Origin of the sequence: Aliidongia dinghuensis, from assembly GCF_014643535.1 — a bacterium.
Classification (GTDB): Bacteria; Pseudomonadota; Alphaproteobacteria; order ATCC43930; family CGMCC-115725; genus Aliidongia; species Aliidongia dinghuensis.
Genome location: NZ_BMJQ01000004.1, coordinates 1 through 23482 on the forward strand (window position 1 = coordinate 1; position 23482 = coordinate 23482).

General features: G+C 66.0%; 29 protein-coding genes. 3 read left to right on the plus strand and 26 right to left on the minus strand.

Annotated features, from left to right (window positions below; genetic code table 11):
- The 13 genes from trbL to IEY58_RS08275 all read right to left on the minus strand — a co-directional run.
- Positions 1-963: P-type conjugative transfer protein TrbL (trbL, locus tag IEY58_RS08215; RefSeq protein WP_189044557.1), on the minus strand; the 963-nt coding region annotated here is incomplete at its 3' end.
- Positions 964-968: 5 nt separating this feature from the next.
- The gene (trbK-alt, locus tag IEY58_RS08220; protein WP_189044559.1) at positions 969-1247 is read right to left on the minus strand and encodes a putative entry exclusion protein TrbK-alt; all 279 of its coding nucleotides are present in this window, start codon (positions 1245-1247) and stop codon (positions 969-971) included.
- Positions 1247-1990 carry a P-type conjugative transfer protein TrbJ gene (gene trbJ / locus IEY58_RS08225; protein WP_189044561.1) on the minus strand — a complete coding sequence of 248 codons (744 nt, stop codon included), beginning with the start codon at positions 1988-1990 and terminating at the stop codon, positions 1247-1249. The genes trbK-alt and trbJ overlap by 1 nt, the downstream gene beginning before the upstream one ends.
- Positions 1987-4419, minus strand: coding sequence for a conjugal transfer protein TrbE (trbE, locus tag IEY58_RS08230; protein WP_189044563.1), 2433 nt, complete (start codon positions 4417-4419; stop codon positions 1987-1989). The genes trbJ and trbE overlap by 4 nt, the downstream gene beginning before the upstream one ends.
- A gap of 7 nt (positions 4420-4426) precedes the next feature.
- The gene (locus tag IEY58_RS08235) at positions 4427-4696 is read right to left on the minus strand and encodes a VirB3 family type IV secretion system protein (RefSeq protein WP_189044564.1); all 270 of its coding nucleotides are present in this window, start codon (positions 4694-4696) and stop codon (positions 4427-4429) included.
- Entirely contained in the window at positions 4696-5019 is a 324-nt protein-coding gene (locus IEY58_RS08240) for a TrbC/VirB2 family protein (protein ID WP_189044566.1), read from the minus strand. Before IEY58_RS08240 ends, IEY58_RS08235 begins: the two co-directional genes overlap by 1 nt.
- Positions 5019-5936 (minus strand): P-type conjugative transfer ATPase TrbB, encoded by a 918-nt coding sequence (trbB, locus tag IEY58_RS08245; protein ID WP_189045302.1) that lies wholly within the window; start codon positions 5934-5936, stop codon positions 5019-5021. Before trbB ends, IEY58_RS08240 begins: the two co-directional genes overlap by 1 nt.
- Positions 5937-6253: 317 nt before the next feature.
- Positions 6254-7039 carry a hypothetical protein gene (locus IEY58_RS08250; protein ID WP_189044568.1) on the minus strand — a complete coding sequence of 262 codons (786 nt, stop codon included), beginning with the start codon at positions 7037-7039 and terminating at the stop codon, positions 6254-6256.
- A gap of 137 nt (positions 7040-7176) precedes the next feature.
- Positions 7177-7665: a hypothetical protein gene (locus tag IEY58_RS08255; protein ID WP_189044569.1), complete on the minus strand. Its 489-nt coding sequence runs from the start codon at positions 7663-7665 to the stop codon at positions 7177-7179.
- A gap of 67 nt (positions 7666-7732) precedes the next feature.
- Positions 7733-8509 (minus strand): molybdopterin-binding protein, encoded by a 777-nt coding sequence (locus tag IEY58_RS08260; protein WP_189044571.1) that lies wholly within the window; start codon positions 8507-8509, stop codon positions 7733-7735.
- A complete protein-coding gene (locus tag IEY58_RS08265) occupies positions 8506-9363 on the minus strand; it encodes a cytochrome b/b6 domain-containing protein (RefSeq protein WP_189044573.1) in 858 nt (285 codons plus the stop codon). The genes IEY58_RS08260 and IEY58_RS08265 overlap by 4 nt, the downstream gene beginning before the upstream one ends.
- Before the next feature lie 128 nt (positions 9364-9491).
- Complete coding sequence (locus IEY58_RS08270; protein WP_189044575.1) at positions 9492-10130, minus strand: hypothetical protein; 639 nt, start codon at positions 10128-10130, stop codon at positions 9492-9494.
- 190 nt (positions 10131-10320) lie between these two features.
- A complete protein-coding gene (locus IEY58_RS08275) occupies positions 10321-10905 on the minus strand; it encodes a TetR/AcrR family transcriptional regulator (protein ID WP_189044577.1) in 585 nt (194 codons plus the stop codon).
- A 120-nt stretch (positions 10906-11025) separates the two neighbouring features.
- Here IEY58_RS08275 and IEY58_RS08280 point away from each other — a divergent pair, with 120 nt between their 5' ends.
- Positions 11026-11907 carry a carotenoid biosynthesis protein gene (locus IEY58_RS08280; protein ID WP_189044579.1) on the plus strand — a complete coding sequence of 294 codons (882 nt, stop codon included), beginning with the start codon at positions 11026-11028 and terminating at the stop codon, positions 11905-11907.
- A gap of 17 nt (positions 11908-11924) precedes the next feature.
- Here the strand turns inward: IEY58_RS08280 and IEY58_RS08285 are convergent, their stop codons facing one another.
- Positions 11925-12770: a LysR family transcriptional regulator gene (locus tag IEY58_RS08285; RefSeq protein ID WP_229743574.1), complete on the minus strand. Its 846-nt coding sequence runs from the start codon at positions 12768-12770 to the stop codon at positions 11925-11927.
- Positions 12771-12856: 86 nt separating this feature from the next.
- Between IEY58_RS08285 and IEY58_RS08290 the strand changes: the two genes are divergently transcribed.
- A complete protein-coding gene (locus IEY58_RS08290; protein WP_189044581.1) occupies positions 12857-13261 on the plus strand; it encodes a tautomerase family protein in 405 nt (134 codons plus the stop codon).
- Between the two features lie 116 nt (positions 13262-13377).
- Positions 13378-14133 (plus strand): alpha/beta fold hydrolase, encoded by a 756-nt coding sequence (locus IEY58_RS08295; RefSeq protein ID WP_229743575.1) that lies wholly within the window; start codon positions 13378-13380, stop codon positions 14131-14133.
- 277 nt (positions 14134-14410) lie between these two features.
- Here IEY58_RS08295 and IEY58_RS08300 read toward each other — a convergent pair whose 3' ends face one another.
- The 12 genes from IEY58_RS08300 to IEY58_RS08355 form a co-directional block, all read right to left on the minus strand.
- Positions 14411-14848: a CopG family transcriptional regulator gene (locus IEY58_RS08300; protein WP_189044583.1), complete on the minus strand. Its 438-nt coding sequence runs from the start codon at positions 14846-14848 to the stop codon at positions 14411-14413.
- A 5-nt stretch (positions 14849-14853) separates the two neighbouring features.
- Entirely contained in the window at positions 14854-16833 is a 1980-nt protein-coding gene (locus tag IEY58_RS08305; RefSeq protein ID WP_189044585.1) for a conjugal transfer protein TraG, read from the minus strand.
- Positions 16834-16980: 147 nt separating this feature from the next.
- The gene (locus tag IEY58_RS08310; RefSeq protein WP_189044587.1) at positions 16981-17310 is read right to left on the minus strand and encodes a hypothetical protein; all 330 of its coding nucleotides are present in this window, start codon (positions 17308-17310) and stop codon (positions 16981-16983) included.
- Between the two features lie 74 nt (positions 17311-17384).
- A complete protein-coding gene (locus IEY58_RS08315) occupies positions 17385-19133 on the minus strand; it encodes a relaxase/mobilization nuclease domain-containing protein (RefSeq protein WP_189044588.1) in 1749 nt (582 codons plus the stop codon).
- The gene (locus tag IEY58_RS08320; RefSeq protein ID WP_189044590.1) at positions 19120-19356 is read right to left on the minus strand and encodes a flagellar basal body-associated FliL family protein; all 237 of its coding nucleotides are present in this window, start codon (positions 19354-19356) and stop codon (positions 19120-19122) included. Before IEY58_RS08320 ends, IEY58_RS08315 begins: the two co-directional genes overlap by 14 nt.
- A gap of 23 nt (positions 19357-19379) precedes the next feature.
- Positions 19380-20186 carry a lytic transglycosylase domain-containing protein gene (locus tag IEY58_RS08325; protein ID WP_189044592.1) on the minus strand — a complete coding sequence of 269 codons (807 nt, stop codon included), beginning with the start codon at positions 20184-20186 and terminating at the stop codon, positions 19380-19382.
- 2 nt (positions 20187-20188) lie between these two features.
- Positions 20189-20701 (minus strand): S26 family signal peptidase, encoded by a 513-nt coding sequence (locus tag IEY58_RS08330; protein WP_229743576.1) that lies wholly within the window; start codon positions 20699-20701, stop codon positions 20189-20191.
- Positions 20698-21204, minus strand: coding sequence for a DUF2840 domain-containing protein (locus IEY58_RS08335; RefSeq protein ID WP_189044594.1), 507 nt, complete (start codon positions 21202-21204; stop codon positions 20698-20700). The genes IEY58_RS08330 and IEY58_RS08335 overlap by 4 nt, the downstream gene beginning before the upstream one ends.
- Complete coding sequence (locus IEY58_RS08340; RefSeq protein ID WP_189044596.1) at positions 21201-21455, minus strand: hypothetical protein; 255 nt, start codon at positions 21453-21455, stop codon at positions 21201-21203. Before IEY58_RS08340 ends, IEY58_RS08335 begins: the two co-directional genes overlap by 4 nt.
- Positions 21452-22090, minus strand: a complete 639-nt coding sequence (parA, locus tag IEY58_RS08345; RefSeq protein WP_189044598.1) for a ParA family partition ATPase — start codon at positions 22088-22090, stop codon at positions 21452-21454. Before parA ends, IEY58_RS08340 begins: the two co-directional genes overlap by 4 nt.
- Positions 22087-23145: a replication initiator protein A gene (locus IEY58_RS08350; RefSeq protein ID WP_189044600.1), complete on the minus strand. Its 1059-nt coding sequence runs from the start codon at positions 23143-23145 to the stop codon at positions 22087-22089. The genes parA and IEY58_RS08350 overlap by 4 nt, the downstream gene beginning before the upstream one ends.
- A 7-nt stretch (positions 23146-23152) precedes the next feature.
- Positions 23153-23437, minus strand: coding sequence for a helix-turn-helix transcriptional regulator (locus IEY58_RS08355; RefSeq protein ID WP_189044602.1), 285 nt, complete (start codon positions 23435-23437; stop codon positions 23153-23155).
- Between the last annotated feature and the right edge of the window lie 45 nt (positions 23438-23482).

Below are 23482 nucleotides of genomic sequence, written 5' to 3' on the forward strand. Positions count from 1 at the left end.
GGTGGTGGCGGCACCCGCCAGGGTCGCGCCGCCGCGTGCGGCGCCAGCCGCCACGCCGGCAGCAGCGCCGACAGCGCCAACACCGGCAGCCGCCAGTCCGACCCCCGCCGCGCCCACACCGGCGACGGCGAGGCCAGTACCAATGGCCGCACCGGCGCCGAGCTGCGGCCCGCCCGAGATCAGCCCGTTGGCGATCCCCGGGCCGAAGATCGTGAGCGCGAGCAAGGCGAGCGAGGCCAGGATCAGGGTCAGGGCATCGGAGATCGTCGGCGGATTGTTGAAGCCATTGGTGAACTGCCCGAAGATCTGCTGGCCGATGCCGACGATGACGGCGAGCACCAGAATCTTCACGCCGGAGGAGACGACGTTGCCGAGCACTTTCTCGGCGAGGAAGGCGGTGCGACCGAACAGGCCGAAGGGGACGAGGACGAATCCCGCGAGCGTGGTCAGCTTGAACTCGATCAGGCTCACGAAGAGCTGGATCGCCATGATGAAGAAGCTGAGGATCACGATCATCCAGGCGACCAGCAGGATGATGATCTGGACCAGGTTCTCGAAGACGCTGGTGAATCCCAACATCCCCGAGATCGAGGTCAGGATGGGCTTGCCGGCATCAATGCCAACCTGGGCGAGCTTGCCCGGCTGCAGGAGCTGCGCGGTCGAGATCGTGCCGCCGCCCGCCTCGATGCCGAGGCCGGCGAAGGAGTTGTAGATGGTCTGGGCGAGATTGTTGAAGTTGCCGATGATGAAGGCGAAGACGCCGATATAGAGCGTCTTGCGGATCAGCCGGGCGAGCACGTCCTCATCGGGCGCCAGCGCCCAGAATAGACCGGCAAGCGTGATGTCGATGCCGATCAGGACGCCGGCGAGCCAGCGCACATCGCCTTGGACGAGGCCGAAGCCTGAGTCGATGTATTGGGTGAACGTGCCCAGGAAATTGTCGATGACGCCGGTGCCACCCATCGCGCTTACCGCCCCTCCGCCGCAGGCTGGTCATTGAAGAAGCGCCGCCGGTTCTCAGCCCAAGTCGCCTGGCAGTCCGCGTCCTGCTCGGCGGCCGGCCCAAGCGCCTGGCAGCGAGCGAGCGCCAGCGCGAGCGGATCACGGCCGGAGGTCAGCGGCGGCGCGGTGTCGTGGCGGGCCGGACCACTGCGGGCCTGGATCGCGGCTAGGACGATCGCAGCCGTCACGAAAGCGAAAGCCGCAACGCGCCCGATCACCTTGAGGCTGGGGGGCCGGACGCGCATCAGTGGAACATCTGCGCGGAGCCGGGCTGGTAGCCAGCGCCGTAGTTGAGGAAGTTCTGCATCTGCTGCTGGGACTGCGCCTGGCTTTCGAGCCTGCCGGCGCCGTCGATGCTCTGCGCGCGCGCCATCGCGGCGATGACCGACGTCACGTCCGCGAGCTGCTGGGCGGCGAGGCCCATGAGCTGATTGCCGGACTGCGCCGCCTGCAGGGCGCCGCTGGCCGACTGGCTCGACGAGATCAGGGCGTTGATCTGGGTGCGGGCATTGTCGAGGTTCTGGACCACGCCGACCTGGACATGCATCGAGTCCTGATAGGCGGCGCGCGCGTTCTGCCAGCGCGTCTGGGCGTCGGCCAGGAGCTGGGCGTTCGGCGTCGAGCCCGAGTAGCTCTGCGGGTAGACCTGGGTGAAGGCCTGGTCGATCGTGCCGACGCTATAGGCGATGCGCTGCGCCTGGGTCAGGAGCTGCTCCGTCCGCTGGATCGACGCTTCGAGCTGCGCGACCGACGAATAGGGCAGGCTGGCGAGGTTCTTCGCCTGGTTGATCAGCATCGTGGCCTGGTTCTCCAGGCCCTGGATCTGATTGTTCACCTGTTGCAGCTCGCGCGCGGCGGTGAGCACGTTCTGCGAGAAGTTCGTCGGGTCGTAGACGATCCATTGCGCACGGGCGGGCGCGGTGGCCGTGACGAATGTCAGGGCGACGATGCCGGCGCCGAGCGCGGCGCGAACATGGCCTTGGATCATGATGTGGTCTCCTTCGCGGGCGAGAGCATGCCGGCGGCCCAGTCGAGCCCCTTGCTGCGCAGCCAGGCGGCGGCGAAGCCCGCCTTGCCGTGCTGGGCGAGGAGATCGGCGATGGCGGCTTGGTCGGTCTTCGACGATGCGGCGGTGAAGGCGAGCGCGACCTCCGAGAGGCCGAGCTCGAACAGGCGGTTCCCGCGGCGCGACTGGCAGTAGTAGTCGCGCTTCGGTGTCGCGCGGCTGAGGATCTCGATCTGCCGATCGTTCAGGCCGAACCGGCGATAGACCACGGCGATCTGCGGTTCGAGCGCGCGCTCGTTCGGCAGGAACAACCGCGTGGGGCAGCTCTCGATGATGGCCGGCGCAATGGCGGAGCCGTCGATGTCCGCGAGCGACTGCGTGGCGAAGATGACGCTGGCGTTCTTTTTGCGCAGCGTCTTCAGCCACTCCCTGAGCTGGCCGGCGAAAGCGGGATCGTCCAGGGCGAGCCAGCCCTCGTCGATGATGAGAAGCGTCGGCCGGCCGTCGAGCCGATCCCCGATGCGGTGGAAGAGATAGGCGAGCACGGCCGCGGCGGATCCGCTGCCGATCAGGCCCTCGGTCTCGAAAGCCTGGATATCGGCTTCGCCAAGCCGCTCGGCTTCTGCGTCGAGCAGGCGACCCCAAGGCCCTGCGACCGTGTAGGGCTGGATGGCCTGCTTCAGCGCACCCGACTGCAGCAGCACAGATAGGCCGGTGATCGTGCGCTCCTCGACCGGTGCAGAGGCGAGCGAGGTCAGCGCCGACCAGAGATGCCCCTTCAGCTCCGGCGTGATCGTCAGAGATTCGCGGCCGAGCAGCGCCGCCACCCATTCGGCCGCCCAGGCGCGTTCGCCGGGATCATCCACGCGCGCCAGCGGCTGCAGCGCCACGGGCTCGGCAGCCTCGCCTGCGAGGGCGCCGCCGAGATCATGCCAATCGCCGCCCATGGCGAGTGCCGCCGCGCGGATCGAGCCGCCGAAGTCGAAGGCGAAGACCTGGGCACCGGGGTAGCGACGGAACTGCAGCGCCATCAGCGCCAGCAGCACGCTCTTGCCGGCGCCGGTGGGGCCGACGATGAGCGTGTGCCCGACATCGCCGACATGGAGCGAGAAGCGAAACGGCGTCGAGCCCTCGGTCCGGGCGAAGAACAGCGGCGGCGCCTGGAAATGCTCGTCCCGTTCCTCCCCCGCCCACACCGCCGAGAACGGCATCATATGCGCGAGGTTGAGCGTCGAGATCGGCGGCTGGCGGACATTGGCGTAGACGTGGCCGGGCAGCGAGCCGAGCCAGGCTTCGACCGCGTTGACCGTCTCGCGCATGCAGGTGAAGTCGCGGCCCTGGATCGCTTTCTCGACCAGGCGCAGCCGGTCGTCGGCAGTATGCGCGTCCTCGTCCCAGACCGTGATCGTCGCGGTGACATATGCTTCGCCGATCAGATCCGAGCCGAGCTCCTGCAAGGCGGCATCGGCATCGAGCGCCTTGTTGGCGGCGTCGGAGTCCATCAGGACCGACGCCTCGTTAGTCATGACCTCCTTGAGGATCGCCATGATCGACTTGCGCTTGGCGAACCACTGCCGCCGGATCTTGCCGAGCAGCCTGGTGGCATCCGTCTTGTCGAGGCAGATGGCGCGCGTGGCCCATCGGTACGGAAAGGCCAGGCGGTTGAGGTCGTCGAGCAGGCCGGGCCAGGTCTGCGACGGGAAACCCATGATGGTGAGGGTGCGGAGATGCGCGCGGCCGAGACGCGGCTCGAGGCCGCCGGTCACGTCCTCGTCGACCAGGATGGCGTCGAGGTACATCGGCGTCTCGGGCACGCGGACGCGCTGGCGCCGGGTCGAGATGCAGGAGTGGAGATAGGTCAGCGTCTCGCCATCATCGAGCCAGGCGGCCTCGGGCATGAAGCCTTCGACCAGGGCGAGGACACGATCGGTACGGTCGGCGAAGCCATCGAGCGCCGCGCGCCAATCGGTCGAGCCGCTGGCGCGATTCTCGTAGAGCCAGGCCTCGGCCCGCGCCGCGTCGTCGGCCGGCGGCAACCACAGGAGCGTCAGGAAGTAGGCGCTCTCGAAGTGAGCGCCCTCTTCCTCGAACTGAGCCCGCCGCTCGGCGTCTACGAGCCCCGAGGTCGGTTCGGGGAAGTCGCTGACGGGATAGCTGTGCGCGGGTGCGCGCTGCGCCTCGATGAAGATGGCCCATGCCGATCCGAGGCGGCGCAGGGCGTTGTTGAGCCGCGAGGTGATCGCGACCAACTCCGCCGGCGTCGAGGAATCGAGATCGGGCCCACGGAATCGCGCCGTCCGCTGGAACGAGCCGTCCTTGTTGAGGACGACGCCCTCGGCGACAAGCGCCGCCCAGGGCAGGAAATCGGCGAGGCTCTGGGCGCTGCCGCGATATTCGGCGAGGTTCAGCATGGCAACCTCACGCGACCAGGTGCTGCGGATAGCGCAGGTGGCGGCGAACGACATCGACGAAGGCGGCGTCGCGCTTGGCGGCCCAGACAGCCGCGAGATGGCCGATCAGCCAGATCATGCCGCCGACGATCCAGAGCCGCAGGCCGAGCCCAACGGCTGCCGCGAGCGTGCCGTTGACAATGGCGACGGCGCGTGGGGCGCCACCCAGCAGAATCGGCTCGGTCAGGGCGCGATGGACGGGGGCGTAGAAGCCGGCGATGGGTACGTCCTGCTCCATCACTGCACCAGGACTCCGCCGCCGAACTGGAAGAAGCTGAGGAAGAAGCTCGACGCGGCGAAGGCGATCGACAGCCCGAACACGATCTGGATCAGCCGGCGGAAGCCGCCGGAGGTCTCGCCGAAGGCCAGCGTGAGGCCGGTCACCACGATGATGATGACCGACACCACCTTGGCGACCGGACCCTGCACGGACTCGAGGATCTGATTGAGCGGCTGCTCCCAGGGCATGTTGGAGCCGGCGGCGTAGGCCGGGGCGGTCATGAGGGTGACGACGGCAGCGGTTGACGCCACGGCGAGCGCGCGGCGGGCACGGTTGAGCATCACGGTTCTCCGGCGGGGGTGAGGACGTAGTCGCCGTCCGCGCCGAGGCCCTTCACGGCAGCCAGCTCTGCGAGGCGGCGGGAGGAGCCGCGCCCCGCGAGCACGGCGATGAGATCGATCGTCTCGGCGATGAGCGCGCGCGGGACGGTCACGACGGCTTCCTGGATGAGCTGTTCGAGCCGGCGGAGCGCGCCGATCGCCGAGCCGGCGTGGAGCGTGCCGACGCCGCCCGGATGGCCAGTGCCCCAGGCCTTCAGGAGATCGAGCGCCTCCGCCCCCCGGACCTCGCCGATCGGGATCCGATCAGGGCGCAGGCGCAGCGAGGACCGGACGAGGTCGGAAAGCGAGGCGGCCCCGTCCTTGGTCCGAAGGGCCACGAGGTTGGGCGCGGCGCATTGCAGCTCGCGCGTATCCTCGATCAGCACGACGCGGTCGTTGGTCTTTGCGACTTCGGCGAGGAGCGCATTGACCAGCGTGGTCTTGCCAGTCGAGGTGCCGCCGGCCACCAGGATATTGCGCCGCTCATGCACGCCGACGCGCAGCCGCTCGGCCTGGTCCGCCGACATGATGCCGCCGACGACGTAATCGCCCAGGGTGAATACCGCGACCGCAGGCCGCCGGATGGCGAAGCACGGCGCCGCCACGACCGGGGGCACCAGCCCCTCGAACCGCTCCCCCGTTTCCGGCAACTCGGCCGAGACGCGCGGGCTGCCGGCGTGGACCTCGACGCCGACGTGGTGGGCGACCAGGCGGACAATCCGCTCCGCATCCGCGGGGAGGATGCTGTAGCCGGTATCGGCGAGGCCACCGGACAGGCGGTCGATCCAGAGCTTGCCGTCCGGATTGAGCATGACCTCGACGACCGCCGGGTCTTCGAGGAAGCCGCCGATCGCTTCGCCGAGCGCGGTGCGCAGCATGCGCGCACCGCGGGCGAAAGCTTCAGAGCGAAGGGAGATCGTCGTCACGTCGAACCCCGCAAGTTCGCCTCAAGTCGGAGGCGGATGTGTCAGCGGGGTTGATTAGAAAGAGCCGGAAATATGCCTTTGCAACAATGGCGATGAGTGCGGAAGGCTCGCGGATGGAAAAACATGCCGCCGGTATAGTCGTGTCCTGGGCCAACGGCCGCGAGAATGACTGCTAACGGTCGGGACTCGAACCCCGACCCCAATTTTGGCGCACACCCCGCCAAGGGGCCTGCACGCCAGATATCGGCGAAGCATTCGCGCGCCACCATTCATTGAGGTCGATAGACCGCCTTTTGCCGCTCAGCCGGAAGCTGTGCGGTCCAGCTTGTCTCGATCAGACTTCCATCAGTCGCCAAGTTGTCGATGCCATACATAAATGGCTTGTCGTCGACCGTTTCGGTCCATCGCATTTCAGTCGGAGAGACCGTCTGTACCGCAAGTTTCACTGTCGAAACGGCTCGGGGACCTTGGTTGATCGCTGGCGGCCCATTCGGCGCCACGTCGAAGAAATTACCGTCTTCGAGTCTTGCCCAACGAATGCGGCCGTCGGAGAGAGCTGTCAGCGTCATTGTCTCGGCAACGTCGAGCCCCGGTTTGGTGCTCCGCCAGGTTCCAGCCAATCCGCGGCCATCGCCGACGCGCTGCAGGATATCCTGCGACCGCTCCTCCCCGCCATCAGGCAGGATCGCTTTTGTGTCGATGGTCAGCGTCTGCTGATCGGGCGAAACGATGATCAGGCTGCGATCGACTTCTCGGCCGTTATTGCGATGAATCCGCTTCCATTTATTGTCGCTGATTGCCTTGAGGCTCGTTGTCCGACCGGAGACCGTGGGATAAAATCGTCCATCATCTCCGATATCGAAGGCCGCCGCGCCGAAATCGAAATGATAGCCAGTGGGAATACGGGCGATTTGGATCGTCGCGCCTATCAGTTGGCTGTGAGCCCGGTCCAGTTTCCAGGTTCCAAGCCAAAGGATCTCAGCCGCGTGCAGAGGCTGTCCCAGAACCGTTAATGGCAACGCCAAAACGATATATAGCAGCACTCGAGGTTTCATCGATGTGTGGCTCCTTGTCAGCGCTGTCGCGTGACCGTCGCGTTCGAGCTTGCAGGAAACGCCTTAGACGTGTGGTAGATGGCGACCGCAAGCGACCCGCTAAAAAGCTTGTCTCGCTTGACCGGTTGACGCGTTATTTAACGCGCAAGAACCGTAGCTTGCTTGCGTAAATGGATGATTTGGGCGGTTAAGCCGACGACAAGAATGACCAGAAGGCTGGCCATAACGCCGGTCAGGATTGGCGAGTGCGGGTCGGTGACGAAAGGATGGCCGTCCGGAACACGGCGCAGGGTTTCAGAAACGGTTGGGACCGTCAGCAAGAATGCGGTCACGCTCAGGAAGATCGTTTCTATGTAGTCGGCCGCGCGTCCGAGGCCTGAGATCCGTTTGACGCCATAACCTGCTAGCAGGAACAGCATCGTAGCAGCGCCAATGCCGTAGCTGATTGGTTGATGCGCAACGAGAAAGACCGTCACAGCTCCTATGAGCATTGCCGCGAAATAGACCGTCCCTGGCGTCGATCGCGGCACGATCCGACCGTGACGCGCGAACATGTACACGGCCACAGGAATGGCGGGTAGACTGCCGAGTGTATGCACCCAACCCAGCGGTGAAATTCCGAACATGTAGAGATCCTTTTCATCATGTGTGAGAGTTGTCTTGGCGAGCTCAACGCACGCCCGAATTCGCCATTCAAATGCCGGCGTACCACTCGTACCCTCGGTCTTCCCAATATCCGCCGTTGCCGCCCCACAGGCCGCTGAAGCTGTCGATGATCTCGATGCGCATGAGGTACTTGGCCTGCTTGTAGCCGAGTTGCCTCTCGACCCTCAGTCGCAACGGCGCACCGTGGCCGACGGCAAGGTCCTTGCCGTTCATCGCGTAGGCGAGGATCGTCTGCGGGTGGAAAGCGTCGATCAGGTCGATGCTCTCGTAATAGCGGCCGCTGCCGTCCAGCGTCTTTTCGAGCTCGTCGGCACAGTGGAACACCGCGAAGCGCGCGGCGGGCTTCAGCCCGACCGAGCGAAGCAGGGAACCGAGAGGAACGCCCGTCCATCTGCCGATGGCGCTCCAGCCCTCGACGCAGTCGTGACGAGTGATCTGCGTCCGCGCCGGCAACGCCTTCAGATCCGCGAGCGAGAACTCGCGAGGCTGCGACACGAGCCCGTCGATCTTTAGGCGCCAGTCGGCGAACTTGCCGTCGAGGAGTGCTGCGTACTCGTCGCTCTCCGGCATGGTGCTGCCGTTCACCCTGAACGAGGGCGAAATGTCGGATTCTGAGAACTCCCGTGCGAGCGCGCCGCGCCCCTGCAGGAGCCGCTGGGTCCGCATCGTCAGTTGCTCGGCCGAGCGCAAGACAGTTGTCCCGTCGTCCTGTTTCAGCGCCTCATAGCCGGCGAGCGCTGCCGCGGCGGCGCCGAGCGTGCCGCCGATCATGAAACGGCGGCGTGACAGCGAGATCTTCGTCATGCTTTCGGTCCGCTCTCACGAATGGCGTAGCGCCCGGTGATCATGGAGCGCATGTTGTTTGCCGCGCCCGACAGGACGACCATCGCGACGTGAACCAGCACGAACGTCACGAGCAGCGAGGCGGTGATGAAATGGACGGTGCGGGCGGACTGGCGCCCGCCGAAGAGATCGACGAGCGCCGGAACGGCCGCATCGATGCCCGGCGACATGGTCAATCCGGTCAGCACCATCATCGGCAGCAGGCCGGCGATGACGACCAGATAGGTCAGCTTCTGCAGTACGTTGTAATGACGAGCCTCCTCGCCATGGGGAAACCGCAGGCGCGCATGCGTCACGATCTCGTGCCAGAGGCAGGATGCCGATAGCTGCCCGCGTCCTGGGGCGAGATCCCGACGGAAATGGCCACTCAGAATGCCGAATCCCAGATAGACGGCGCCGTTGATGACGAAGAACCACGCGAAGAAGAAATGCCAGCGGCGGCCGGTGGCGAGGTCCTGATAGGACGGGATGGTCAACCAGGCCGGAAAGGCCCGTGCCGTCGGCTCGCCCTCGAAAGTCGAAACGCCGAGGAAACCCGTCGTCGGGATCTCGATGCCGGCCGCCCGGACGAAGCCGCGCGGCCCGTCCTTGCCGTCGGCCGATCCGATCGTCAGGACAGCCGGATCGCCATCCGCGCCATATTGCCCCCAGTAAAGTTCAGGGTGCGCGTTAAAGATCTGCAGCCCGCTGAGCAGCAGGATGGCGAGGCAAAGCACGTTCAGCCAGTGCGTCACGCGGGTGACGACGGAATGGCGGCGGATCAGGATCGTCCCCGCCGGCCGGTCACCCGTGTGTCGGATCGTTTCGTCGCTCATGGAAGACTCCGAGATCTGGCGCGGCATTCGCCTCGAAGGGCGAGCGCATCGCTTCGATCGTTGCCGCCGGTCGGAGCCGGTAAGCGGCCCGGCGAGGGCCGCTCGATTCCGACCGGCGGCAGCGCGGCTCACATCGGCGGGACGACGCCGTGGGTGCCGACGACGATCTGGCGCGTCGCAAGGGTGCCCGACGGGTCCTTCACCGCCGTGATGAAGACGATTGCGCCCGGGATCAGATCGTCCTTGGTCGCGGGCGCCAAAGTGACGACCGGCGTGCCGTCGGGAATGGAGATCTTCTTTTCCTTGCCCTGGTAGGACACGGTGACGGTCTGCCCGTCGACCCCCTTGACCGCATCGGCGACCGTCGCGTTGGTCATGCTGCTATTGGGCTTCAGATCCCAGCCGTGGCTACCCTCTCCAGCGCCCTTGAGCGCCGGCGGGAATATCAGAACCTCGAGCGCGCCGTCGCCACCATCCGCCTTGCGCAGCGACGCGATGCCGACATAGTCGCCAGGCTTGATGTCCGTGATCGCGGCTTTCGCCACGCCCGAGACCTTCCATCCATTGGCCAGCGTCACATCGACTGTGCTGCCTTCGCGGGTCTTCACTTTGAGCGCCTTGTCGCCGAGGCTGATAACGCTGCCTCGCACGCGGACCTGATCCGCCGGCTGGCTTTGGGCCATCGCCGGCGCCGGCGCCGTAAGCACGGCAGCCGCAGGGAGAACTGTGGTGGCGACGAGGAGCGCCGGGAGCAACTTGCGAAGCATGAGAATTTTCCTTTACCTACTAGTCGGTAGCTTTGGGGCGCGAGTTTCGGGTTTATATCGATGCGATGCGCCACGTGATCGCTCGAAAAGCCGGCTGCCTAGGGAAACGATCGCGCCAATTCGACGTCGGCTGACACCTTTCTACTAGTTGGTAGTCTTATCGCCCCGCCAAAGCGGGTCTTGCGGCTGATCAATGTCGGGGGGCGAGCCTCTCCAGAAGCGAGGCCGTCACGACACTGAAAACCTTAGGATCGCCATAGGCCCGTGCGGACAGCATTGCGCCGTGAACCGTCGCCATGAAGGCTTCAGCCTCGACGCGCGGAGTACTCGTCAGGTGGAATTGGCCATTCAACGCACCGCGCTCCAGCACAACGGCCAGCCATTCCGACAGGGACCGGAAATGTGCCCGCACCTCAATGCCGACTTCCTCCGGCAGAACCGGGAGCTGGCTCGCTAACAATGCGCCAATACAGAAGGGAGCGCTGGCATCGGCAATGCACGCTTCCCAATATCCGACATAGAGCCGGAGCTGCCCGACCGGATCGGATACCCGTAGTTCCAGGTTCGCCAACCCCGTCCTGGCCTCTTCCCGATACTGCGCCACGAGTGTTCGGACCAGATCGACCTTGTTCGGGAAATGGTGATGGATGCTCGCCTTGCGAATCCCGACCACGTCGGCGATGTCGGCATAGCTGAAGCCATTATAACCGCCAGCGACGATCAGCGAGCGCGCACAGGCCAGGATGGCGTCGGAGGTGGATGACAGGTTACTCATGCCATATGTCTACCTACTAGTCGGATGGATGTCAAGCGTGTAGGATGCGTGCGACAATCGGAGCCGAGGCGTGGCAATGGCGCAGATGCAGCACTCCTTCCAGGATCGCGGGGATACGACTTGAGCAGCCAGCCAGTGATGCCGTATCGGCCGCCGCTGGCGCTTTCTCTCGCCTGGTTATGTGCCGCTGCCTGGCTGGTCGCGCTGATCGTCGGCGCGGCGGCCCCGCCGCCTTCCAGCGCAGCGCGGGTTATGCAGGCATTGCTGCTACTGTTCGTGCTGCTCCACGCCGGCGTAACCTACGGAGTTCGCGGGCTCGGGCTCTTTGCTTTGCTTGTCGGTCTGGTTTCTTTTGCGATGGAGGCGTCAAGCATCACGACCGGCTTCCCCTTCGGCTACTACGTCCATCACTTGGCGGGACCGAGGATCTTGGACGTACCGCTGGGCATCGTCGTCGGCTGGATCGTGTTGGGCTGGTTCGGCTGGACGCTCGCCCGGCTGATTGCGCGCCGCGACCCGGCCGCGCCGACTCCCTGGGATCGCTTCCTGACACCGCTGATCGGCACCTTTCTGCTCGGCGGCTACGATCTGGCGGCTGATCCGGTCGCCGCAACGGTGCATGCTCTTTACAGCTACCGCGTCCCGAGCGGGCTATTCGGAGTGCCGCTGGTCAATTTTCTCGGTTGGTTGCTGACCGGCTGGCTGGCGATGCAACTCTTCGCGCTCGTGGAGCCACATCTGACCGTGCGCCCCGTCGTTGAACGGAGAAGCTACTGGCTGGTCCCCGTGCTTGTCTGGTTGGTGATGCCTCTCACCTACGTCGCCGAGTTTCTCAGGGCTGGGACCGCGACGGTCGCGGTGGACGGGCGCCGCTTTCTAGTTTCAGACGTTCTTGAATCGGCGATCAGTTGCGCTCTTTTCACCACCGTCGCCACGTCCGTGCTCGGCTTGATACGGCTGATTCAGCGTCCGGGAAGAGAAAATACTCCTGACCCCAGGTGATCAAGCGCGCCTGCCCCCTAAGCCCGCAGAAGTTTTCGAACGCCTGCCGCGAGCGCGTTGGCAGCCCTTGAATGATGGGCTTCCGGAGTGCGGGCAAGCATCACAATACGAGACTTTGGAAGCTCTGGCAGCGCATCTCGTTTACGAAACGGCGTCAGTCCCATGGCCGTCAGGCGTCCCAAGGGTGCGACACCAGCACCGGCATCGACGGCGGCCGCCAGCGCCAGGCAGCTGCCGCCGGTAAAGGCTTCCCGCCAGTGCAGGCCGGATTTCTCGACCGCCGAAATGGCGGTCGCACGAACGCCGCACGGCGACGGCAGAAGCACGAGCGGCAAGGCGTCGCCGCGCGACGGTTCCGACGCGTCGCCATACCAGTCCAAACCGTCCTCGCCGAGCACCTCACCATCGCCGCCGCCGCCGTCGCGCCGAATGATGGCGAGATCGACCTCCCGCCGATCGAAAAGCTCACGCATCTCGTGCGACAGCCCGAGCCGGACGGTGAGTCGGGTGCGGGCCGGCAACCCAAACCGGAGCGACCTCAGCACCTCATGCAGCGAGGTGCCGAGCACATGGTCGCTGATCCCGAGGGTGACGGACGGGATCTCCACGCCCTCATCCATCAGGGCTGCATCATGGGCCGCCAGCAGCGTCCGCGCGTGGTTCAGGAACAAGCCGCCAGCGTCGGTCAACCTGACGAAACGCGGGCTGCGGTCCAGCAGTTTTCGGCCCAGACGGGCCTCGAGCGCCTTGATGCGCTGGCTGACAACCGGCTGAACGGTGCCGGCCGCTTCCGCCGCACGAGTGAGGTTGCCGTATTCCACCGCGAGCACGAACAGCCGAACCGATTCCAGATCGAGCATCATATGAATCCACGATGTTAGCTATAGGCAATCATCGTATTCATATATCATTGGGCCGGGCGCATGTATCGGTCGAAAGGAGATGACCGATGCCCATGATCACCGTTCGCTACGTAACCCCCAAGGAGGGAGAAGACCTCCGTCCCCGTATCGCCGAACTCGCTGTCCGGCTGGGGCATGAGAAGCTCGGCAAGGATCCCGGCGTGACCGCCGTCTTGGTCGAGGCTGCCGATCCGCAAGGCTGGTTCATCGCGGGAAAGCGACCGACCGATGCCGGATTGGCCGCGTTCTGGCTCGACATCAAGATCACCGCCGGCACCAACACGAAGGCGGAAACCGCCGCTTTCGTGAAGGCCGTGTTCGACGGCATGAGCGCGCTGCTCGGCCCCACCCATGAGGAGAGCTACGTGCTGGTCCATGCGGCCGACGGCGACGCCTACGGTTATGGCGGACGCACGCAGAACGCCCGCTGGGCGGTTGCGCATCCAGGTTGAGAGGAGACAGGGCACAGACGGTGGGCGGGCGTCGTGCCCGCCCACCGAAGAACCAGCCAAGCAGAGCGGGCGTGATGGCGCCCGTCCCGAAAGGAGCGGAGATGGATCGCAGACAGATGATGGCCGGTTCGATAGCGGCCGCGGCAGCCTTGGCTTTACCGGCCGCGGCCCAGACGAAGCAAACGGCGAAAGTACCGGCCCACAATGTCGTGCTCGTGCACGGCCTCTTCGCGGACGGCTCCTGCTGGTCCGACGTGATCGCCCGGCTCCAAGCGTCGGGGCTCGATGTCACCGCGGTCCAGAACCCGTTGACCACGCTCGACGCCGCCGCAGACGCGGTTCGCCGCGTGCTCGCGCGAACCGACGAGCCGACCGTCCTGGCGGCGCATTCCTTTGCCGGGACCATCATTTCCGAGGTCGGCGCCGCCGCCAATGTTTCCGCACTCGTCTATATCGCCGCGCGGGCGCCCGACGCCGGCGAGGACTATGCCGAGTTGGGCAAGAGATTCGCCTCCGCGCCGGCAACCGCCGGGATCATCTTCGATGGCGACGAAGGTCGGCTGAGTGAAGACGCCTTCCTGAACGATTTTGCCGGCGACATCCCCCGTGCGCGGGCCCGTATCCTCTATGCCACGCAGCAACCCTTTCGCAAGGTGCTGACGCAGGCGAAGACGACGAACGCCGCCTGGCGGGAGAAGCCGACCTATTACGCCGTCTCCGACGCGGATCGCACGATCAATCCCGATCTTCAGCGCTTCATGGCCAAGCGCATGGGCGCGTATACCATTTCGCTGGGCGCGAGCCATCTCTCGCTCATCTCGCAGGCAGACAAGGTCGCTGATCTGATCAAGCTGGCTTCGCGAGGAGCCTAGCGCCGCAATACTGAACGCGTTGCCGGCTATCCAAGGGGGCGCTACGGCGGTTGACGTGATGGCGCGCCCGACACGATTCGAACGTCTGGCCTTCACCTTTGGAGGGTTGCCCTCTAATTAACGGAGCTACGGGTGCCTAACCGATGAACTAGTCGTCGTACCTGTCCGAGTCAGCGAGGTGCTCGGGGCAGGCAGTACACGCCTCCGCCGCTGCGGATCCTTGCCTTCCGTCAGAGCCTTCCACCTCAAGGCGTTGCCGAGCCCCGAGTGATCGGCCTCACGAGCTTTGGTCGTCGTGAGACGGATGCGAAGCCTCCGAAACATCACGGATCACTTCGTCCGAAAGTTTCCGCCCGCGAGCCAATCGACGCCCAAGTGCTTCGATGAAGCCTTCGTACCGTTCACGGCCCTTGGTTTGGGCAACAGCAAGAGCCGCCTCAGGCAAGGCGGGCGTGCTGGTCAACCAGAAGCGAACGAACACGGCCAACGCCTCGTTCGAGATATCGACGTGTCGCTCGATCCGCTCAAGATGGCGGCTCATACGGTCGAGCCGCCGCGCCAATGCCGCTTCGAGCCGATCGGCACCGTCGGGTGAGAGATGCGACGCGAGGGCCGCTTCCACGACCAGGGCTTGGGGGACACGCTTTCGCGCAGCGTAGTCCGCGAGCTTGCCGGCGAGATCTGGCGGAAGACGGAATGTGTGCTTGGTCCGCAACGCCGCTACATCCCGAGATCATCGGCCGGATCGATGGCCGTCTGCTGCCGTACGGTCCCGAAATTGCGCTCCATGATGCGCTGACGCTGGACTTCGTCGTCGGTATCCTCCTCCGGCTCGAACTCGTTGATGACCTTACGAGGCTCGGGAACGATTTCTTCGTGCTCGGGCAGTTCCGGTTCGCGGCGGATGCCCGAATTGGCTGGATCGTCAGTCGAAGAGACGGATGGCGCGCCGATGACTGCCCCCTCCCACTCGCCGGAGGTCGCCACTGAGATCTCGGGCGCGGCGGATTGGCCGGGCGGAGCAAGACGCGGCGGCGGCAGGATGCGCGTCGTCAACTGGGCGTCCTCGAAGTATCGGATCTTCTTGGCCCGGATCGGGTTGCAGCCCGAGACCAGCACCAGCTCGTCGTCGTGCGGAAGCTGCATTACCTCGCCCGGGGTCAGCAGCGGCCGTGCGGTTTCCTGACGAGAGACCATCAGGTGGCCGAGCCACGGCGAGAGCCGGTGACCGGCGTAATTTTTCATCGCGCGCATCTCGGTCGCAGTGCCAAGGGCATCTGAGACGCGTTTGGCGGTGCGCTCGTCGTTGCTCGCGAACGAGACGCGGACATGGCAGTTGTCGAGGATGGAATTGTTCTGGCCGTAAGCCTTCTCGATCTGATTCAGGGACTGCGCGATCAGGACGCTTTTCAGCCCATAGCCGGCCATGAACGCGAGCGCGCTTTCGAAGAAGTCGAGGCGCCCGAGCGCCGGAAATTCGTCGAGCATGAGCAACAGGCGCTGGCGGCGTCCCTTGGCCTGCAGGTCTTCGGTGAGGCGACGGCCGATCTGATTCAGGATGAGGCGGACCAGGGGCTTGGTTCGGCTGATGTCGGACGGCGGCACGACGAGGTAGAGGGTCGCGGGCGCCTTCCCGCCGACAAGATCGCGGATGCGCCAGTCGCAGCGGCGCGTGACGGTCGCGACGACGGGATCGCGATAGAGGCCGAGGAACGACATCGCGGTCGAGAGGACGCCCGACCGCTCGTTGTCGCTCTTGTTGAGCAGCTCGCGCGCCGAGCTCGCGACAACAGGATGCACGCCGGCCTTGCCGAGATGCGGCTTGGTCATCATGGCGCGGAGCGTGGTTTCGATCGGACGCCGCGGGTCGGACAGGAAGTTGGCGACGCCGGCCAGGGTCTTGTCCGGCTCAGCGTAGAGGACATGGAGGATCGCGCCGACGAGAAGCGAATGGCTCGTCTTCTCCCAATGGTTCCGGCGTTCGAGCGCGCCCTCCGGGTCGACCAGCACGTCGGCGATATTCTGGACGTCACGGACTTCCCATTCGCCGCGCCGCACTTCGAGCAGCGGATTGTAAGCCGCGCTGGCCGCGTTGGTCGGGTCGAACAGGAGGACGCGACCGAACCGTGCCCGCCAGCCGGCGGTCAGCGTCCAGTTCTCCCCCTTGATGTCATGGACGATCGCGCTCCCCGGCCAGGTCAACAACGTGGGGACGACAAGGCCGACACCCTTGCCGGATCGTGTGGGCGCGAAGCAGAGGACGTGCTCGGGTCCATCGTGCCGGAGATAGTCGCCCTGCCAACGGCCGAGCATCACCCCATCTCGATGGACCAGACCGGCGGCACGGATGTCCTTGGCATCGGCCCATTGGGCGGAGCCGTATGTGGTGACACGCTTGGCCTCGCGGGCGCGCCAGACCGACAGCGCGATCGCGACGACGACAGCGGCGATCCCGCCCGAGGCCGCGATATAGGCGCCTTCGATGAAGATATCGCGGGCGTAGGCGTCGTAGGCAAACCACCACCAGAAAAAGGCCGGCGGCTGATAGACCGGCCAGCTCAGGACGGTGAACCACGGATGTCCTAGTTCGGGCTGATAGGCCAGACGCCACGCCACCCACTGCGTCGCGCCCCATACAAACGCGAGCGTGACGACGCTGACAGCGAGGATCTGGCCCCAGAGGATCTTGGTCGCATTCATGGCGACGAAAGATCAGGGTCTTGTCGCGGCTCTGCCGCAAGGCCCTGAAAGTAGCCATCGTAGTATCGGCTGAGGACGGATAAAAATAGGATAGGGCTGTCGAAACGGTCCTCAGACATCAGTCTTGAATATCGCTTAACGACGAAATCATTCCTCGAGGATCGTCAAAGCAACCTCTACGCTCATGACGTCGAGGCACGTCGAATCCACGATGCCTACGGCCAGGCCGCCTATGCGGGCCGCCTCACAGATGAGCCGTTCCGCTTCCTGCGTTGCGACGGACCAAAGCTCGCCCAAGCGTTTGGTGTCGATCGTGATCCTCTCGTACTCGGAATCCTCGACCTGCCTGGTCAGTAGAGCGGCCAGGCTTTCGAGCCAGGCCGAGGAAACAAGCGTCTGCGCTTCCGGAACCAATGCCATATCGCGTCCCCGAGCTGTGGCCGTTGGTGCTGGCCGTTCGGAGAGCATGCTGAGCATGTCACTGCATCCGGACAGGTCGTCGACTGCAACGTGCATTATAATACCCGTAGGCCACTCGACCTATGGGCGGTTTAGATGCCCAGGCCGCGCCTCCGGCCGAAGCTCCAATCAACCTGCCCCGACGGCCCCATGACGCCGCCGACCTGACGGCCGAGTTGCTGTTCGAGCGCTGGCCTCCACGGAACGAGTTGGAGGCTGGCGCCATCGTCGATCATGGCGAAGCGACCGGATGACAGGTCGACGCGTTGGCGATAGATGCCCGCGACGTGCTTACCGACAGCGGCGACGCGATACGGCAGGCCCGTCTCGGACGCGAGCCTGCCACCGATCTCGGCCAGCTCCCTGTCGCGCAGCGTGCTCAAAAGATCGCGGGCGAAAATAATCCGCAGACCCTGGCGGCGGGCGAGATCCTGCTCGATCAGGTGCTCGACGCGCTTTTCCATCGCCTCGCGTACTTCCCGCCCGAAGCCGGCGTTGCCCAGATCGTTGTCCTTCGCGAGAAGCTGGCGGTCCAGCCAGGTCGCGCCGGGCGCGGTCGTCTGGCTCTCGATCGACAGGTCCGATCGGGTCGCGAGCGAGAGGCGATGGCGGCCGCCGGCGTCTTCATAGGCGCGCGTCTCGACGATCGCGCCGGGTCGGGCATCGCCGGTGAATTCCAGGTCCGAGAAGCGGAGATGGTGCGTCCGCCCATCGACGCCGTCGATGACGACGTATGCCGTCCCTTTCAACTCGTCGTCGAGCCCGCGCTCGATGAGGCGGCCGACGACAGGTTGCTCGGGCTCGGCGCCGTGCATAGCGAACTGGCTGACATCGGGCTCGCGGCCCGAGCCGGACATGGCGCGGTGCATGGTTCTGATGATGTCGCCGCGATCACCCAGCTCACGCAGGGATGCCTCCAAGCCAGGCTTCAAGGACCACTGGGCAGGCCCCACCTGCTCGGCAAGGCCGAGGCGTTCCAGCTTCGTCGCCCGGCCGATCAACAGCCGCTGCGTCTCCGGATCATCGCCACCTCCCGGCCGGAGGTCGGCGACGCCGCCGCCCTCGTCGGCGATATCGCGCAGGGCGCGGTCGAGACTCGTCCAGCGCTCTGCGCTCACTTCCCGATCGAGGGCGTTGCGGATCTCTTGCTCGCTGCGCGGCCCCAGCTCCAGCGTGACGCGCTCGGCGGCCCGGTCGCGGAACCCGCGGCTGATGTAGTCGCGGCTGATCACGAGGTCCTCGCCGTCGTCGGTGCGCCCGCGGACCAGCACGTGGACATGCGGGTTGTCGGTGTTCCAGTGATCGACGGCGACCCAATCGAGCTTGGTCCCGAGATCGCGCTCGACATCCTGCATCAGCTCCCGGGTGAAGGTCCGCAAGTTCTCGAGTTCGCCGGCATCCTCCGGCGAGACGATGAAACGGAAGTGATGGCGGTCGTCCTCGGTCCGCTCAGCGAACGCGCGCTCGTCGGCCGCATCCGAGGCGGCATCGAACATCCTGGCGTCGGCGCCGTCGCGCGTGACGCCTTCCCGTTTCAGGTAGGCCATGTGCTTCGGCAGCGGCGCCGAGCGGAAGCGCGTGCCGCTATGGCGAACGACCCGAGCCTTCAGCACCACACGCCGCGCGTTCGAGCGCAGGCGCACCGAGGCGGCAGCACGCCGACCCCGGCCGAAGCGAGACTGGCTGCGGCCCTGGCTGGAGCGGAAGCTGTTGCCGACGTGACCTGCCTTCTTCGCGGCGCGCATCACCTCGCCGGCGAATGTCTTCGGACGCTGGGCGCCGCGGTTGCCGTGGCGGATGCGCCCGGGCCGGATATGCAGTTGGTCGTCACGCGTCGCCACGGCGATAAATCCATGATTTTCGGCCGGCGACGGCGGTCGAGTGATTGAAATCATTGAGGAAATACCCGGAAGCGCCAGCAGGTCCCAGTGCCACCGGCACCAAAATCCCTAACCCAACCAACCACTTGCGCCGCCCAGAGGGCCGGCCTTTTACCTTGCCGTCCGTTGGTCGTGTTCCCCTGCTATCCGTCCCCCCGACAGCTTCTACCAATTCAGCATCCATCACAGGCCCTCCCGCCCACCGGATCATTGCGGCCGCCGCGACGCAGACAGCGAGACGAACAGGCCGTCGGATTGCGGCGCGAGCCCGGTCCAATCGCGGACCGGTGCGTCGTCCGACTGCGGCTTGGGATTCGCCCCTGATGCTGGCGTTTGTGCAGACGGCGCGTCGTTCCGATGGGGCGGAAACAGTGCGGCTTCGGTCCAGGATTTGACGACGGCGGCGAGGATCGTGGTGTCGTCTTCGGCATGTCCGCCGATGATCGGGGCGAGACGGATCAGGTAGGCACGCGTTTCGGCCGACAGCGGTCGCCCGGTCGCCACGTGGTCCTCCCATCGCGCCGGCCCTGCATTATAGGCCGCGAGGAAACCGGGGATGCCGTAGCGGTCGTGCAACTCCCGGAGATACGCAGCGCCGGCGATGATGTTGTCGTGCGCATCGTAGGGATTGGCGCCAAGACCGTAGCGCCGACGCAGTAATGCCCACGTCTCCGGCATGATCTGCATCAGGCCCATGGCGCCCTTCGGCGAGGTCGCGCGGACGTCGCCGAAGCTCTCCGCAAGCATGACGGCGCGTATCCATGCTGCGGGAATGCCGAAGCGGCGCGCGGCCTCCTCTACGATCGGGGACAGGCCGGGCGCGACGGCCGGCGCGGCCGCCACTTCCAGCGGCGGCATCGCCTGGGCGCTTGCCGGGCCGCTCCATAGCGGAAGGACGGCGCCGAGAATGGCGAGCGCGAACCATCTGGCCCGCGCATCGGCGCCCGATCGACTGGCAGCAGCCCGTTGTGACGAGGCCGGGAAGGAGGAAGGGCATTGGCTGGCTGGCCTCATGGTCAGTCTCCCTCCCGCGTCCAGAGGGCGTCGGCCCGGCCGATGATCGTGGTGATGGGCAGAAGCCCGAAATACCGACCGTCGAAGGAGGCCTTTGACTGCCAGTTCATGAGAAAGACCTCGCCCGGTTGGACGGGACGGCAGCCGCTCCAGACGGGCAGCGGGCGGCCTCTGCCGTCGCTCGCGAGCGCGTCGCCCATGGCGATGCCGTCGACAGTGATCGTGCTGCCGACACGGCAGACGACTTGTCCCGGCAACGCCAGGACCCGCTTCAGCATGGGCACGCCGTTGGCGAGGTAGCGTCGCCGATCGAGGAACTCCGCCAGGGGCCCGGGCGGCTTTACGACCACCAGTTCGGTGACGCGGAGATCGCCTGTCGGTCGCACGCGGTAGAGGCCGATCGGCACGCTCGCGCTGGCGTTCCACATGAACTGGGCGCGGGGCGGCGCGACCGCGGGCCCGACGATGCAGGCGATCGCGGCGAGGCTCGTGGCGAGCCAGCCGAGCCGCGTCACGGCTGCAGCCTCCGGCGCAGCAGCCAGGCGCGGTGCTGGTCGAGACTATACGGGCGCGGGTCCAAACCGGCGTTCAGCCGGTTGTGGACCTGGCGCCAATGGTCGGGCGCCGCGTCCGCCGGGTCGATTTGCAGGGCGTCCACCGCGTCGATCGCGGCGAGCACGCGCTCGACTTTGGGCCAGCCGTTGATCCGCAGCAGGATTTCGCCGCCGGGACGGACAAAGGGCAGCGTCTGGAAGCCTTCACCCGGCGCCACTGCGCGCACGATGTCGATGCGGGAGACGGCGGTGCCGTAGTCGTTCGCGGCCCAGCGCACGAAGGCGAAGATCGTGTACGGCGCGAAGCTCAGGACGCGGCGACGGCGGTCGAGGATGGTTTCGGCGACGTCGCGCCCGAACCTGATCCAGTGCTCGATGCGCTTCTCGTACCAGGTCAGCTCGACGGCGGTCAGGTCGCCGGTCGCGGCGGCGCGCACGTCGCCTGCATTGCGATCGGCGATCATGAGGCGTCTCGTTCGGTGGGAGGAAATTCGCGGGCGAGCAGGTCGCGCAGCATGTCGGCGACGGTCTGACCGCGCTGAAAGGCGGTAATCTTGATCCGGCCGCGCAGCTCCGGCGTGACGTCGATGGTCAGTCGCGCCGTGAAGGCATCGTCGGCACCGGGCGCGCTTTTGGCAGCCGCCGGCGCGCGCACCCAGTCGTCGGGATCGCCGGGCCTGGCGACGAAGCGGCGCTGTGATGGGCGCTCGCTCATGGCGCTATCCGATCGACTTCGGCGGCGAAGGCGGCGATATCGCGCGTCGCAGCGGTGGCGCCATCCATGTCGAAGACCAGGCGGCCCGTGCGTGCGGCGTCGGCGAAGGCGACGCGCTGGCCGATGCGTGAGGCGAGCACCGGCGGCTCATGCTCGGCGAGGCCGTCGGCCGTGTCCCGTGCGATGACGGTGCGGGCCACGCACCGATTGAGCACGAAGCGCGCCGCCAGTTCGGGGCGGAAGACGCGCGCTTCATCGAGCAGCTTCAGCATCTCCGCGGAAGCCCATCCATCGAACGGCGAGGGCTGGGCCGGAATGAGAACGAGATCGGCGGCAAGCAAGGCCGAGCGCAACAGGCCGGCAACGCGCGGCGGCCCGTCGATGACGACGTCGTCGACCCCTTGGGCGAGCTCGGGTGCTTCGCGGTGAAGGGTGTCACGGGCCAGGCCGATGACCCCGAAAAGGCGCGGCACAGCCTCCTTGGCGCGCTGGGCGGACCAGTCGAGCGCCGACCCCTGGGGATCGGCATCGACGACGGTTACGCGGCGCCCCTGGCGGGCCCAGGCGCCAGCCAAGTGCAGGGCGAGCGTCGTCTTGCCGACGCCCCCTTTCTGGTTCAGGAGCGCGACGATCATCGCCGCCCTCCCGTTCCGGGTTGTCCCCGCGACTCACCGCCCCCAACAACAAAAAAGTTAGATTCTGAGTTAGAGTCTAAGTTAGGCGGCGACGAAGCCTCTGATTCGACTTCGGAAAATGCCGCTCTCGGTTCCTGATAGCACGAGGGTCCGGTTCCTAATGGCACGTGCCCGGCGGTTCCCGATAGCACGACCGGATTCACAGGTTTTCCACAGGCCTCGGCGGTGGATTGTGCATGCCTGACGAAGGCGAGCATCTCGCGGCCGCCGGTCGCGCGGTCGATACCGAGGCGATAACCAGGAAGGGGCTGCCGGCGCGCAATGTCGCGCAGTTCGAAGGCGAAGCGTTTGAACGGCGAAAGGCTCGCCGATTTGGCATAGAGGTGACGAAAATCGAACCGCCAGCCGGCGGACTGCTTGCCGGCGTGCTTGCGCACGAGGCGGTACAGCCAGCGCTCGAGACCGCCGGTGAGGTCGAAATACGCGCGGTCGATCGTCAGGACGAGCGCATCGTCCAGCACGGCTTTGTAGAACCAGTCCGGCACGATGAGATCGATGCCGGCGGCGTGCCCATGAGCGTCGGCGTGTTCCGTCCACTCGTTGATCCAGGAAAAGCGGTGCATGCGGCGTTCGCTCACCTGGCGCAGCGATGTCGCCACCGTCGTCGATTGGAGCCGATCCAGCGCCGCCTTCAGGCGGTGATAATCACGCGCGCTCGTGCCGCGGCCGATGAACGTCAGGATCTCGTATGGCGTCGCCGCCATGAGGCGCGAGGTCCGCAGGCCCGCGTCGCGCGCCTGAACGATCTGGGACGCCGCCCAGATGAGGATGTCGGCGTCCCAGATCGTGGCGAGACCATGCTCGGGAACGGCTTCGACGCGGATCGCCACCTCGTTCATGCGGTAGTCGATGGGCGTGGTGCGGTGCGTCTTGGCGAGGCTGAAGAACGGATAGGCCATGAGGTCCTGCGCGTCGCGCGGTGCGAGATCGCCTGGCAGCGCGCGGAAGAGTTCGAGCTGCTCGCGTTCGGATGGAGGGCGGTGGCGCACCAACATAGGGAGGTCAGCGGCGGGCCTGGCCGGCTGCGGCCAGCGCGTCGGCGGTGTGGCGCTTGGCCGGCAGCACCGTCGCGGAGCCGGGGTCGGAGGTCGACGCCTTGGCGGCGGAATCGACCCAGGCCTGCAGATCCTCGACGCGGTAGACGACACGCCCGCCGAGCTTCGAGTAGCGCGGGCCGGTACCATAGATCCGATGCTTCTCGAGCGTGCGGATGGAAAGGCCGACGAAGCGGGCGGCCTCGGGGGTGCGCAGATAGCGTTGCGGGACGCCATTCATGGGGGCGGACATGGGATACCTCCGTGATCGCAGCGGGGGTCGCCGAATGCCGGCGGC